The sequence below is a fragment of the Clostridium sp. C105KSO13 genome (assembly GCF_001517425.1).
Taxonomy (GTDB): domain Bacteria; phylum Bacillota; class Clostridia; order Lachnospirales; family Lachnospiraceae; genus Muricomes.
Genome location: NZ_FBWL01000047.1, coordinates 1 through 503, shown reverse-complemented (window position 1 = coordinate 503; position 503 = coordinate 1). Strand labels below are relative to the sequence as shown.

General features: G+C 40.6%; 1 protein-coding gene. It reads right to left on the bottom strand.

All coding sequences use genetic code 11. The features are described from left to right. Positions 1–229: 229 nt before the first annotated feature. A partial coding sequence (locus BN3456_RS00165) for a transposase (protein WP_141654466.1) occupies positions 230–503 on the bottom strand: 274 nt, incomplete at its 5' end.

Genomic DNA, 503 nt, shown 5'->3' with positions numbered 1-503 from the left:
AATGTCGAATTTTATTTCTATCTATAGTATTACCGCATCTGAAAATTTTATACCTTTTTTCGAAAAAATTTCATAGCAAATAAGACATCTATATTTGTTTTTCATGGGCTCTGCCCACACCCGGCCTCAAGTATAAATTATGAGTGCTCTGGGTATACTATAGATGCCGAAAGTATAAAAGTTGCCGGCGGTCCTTTGCAAATATATTAGACCGCTGGCTCCTCTCTGATTACAGGTACGGTTGAATCCGCTCTGGGTACAAAATCATCAGCTGGCTTAAAACCATATCCCAGTTGCGGTATCTTTGCGTCCATTTCTTCATGATATTCTGGGCGGCCATATACAGCATCTTCTCCAGCGATGCATCTGTCGGAAATGCACTCTTGGTTTTGGTTACCTTCCGGAACTGGCGGTTCACAGATTCCACAATGTTCGTCGTATACATTATCCTTCTTATATCATCGCTAAATTCAAAGAATGGCCTTACATTTTCCCAGTTCATC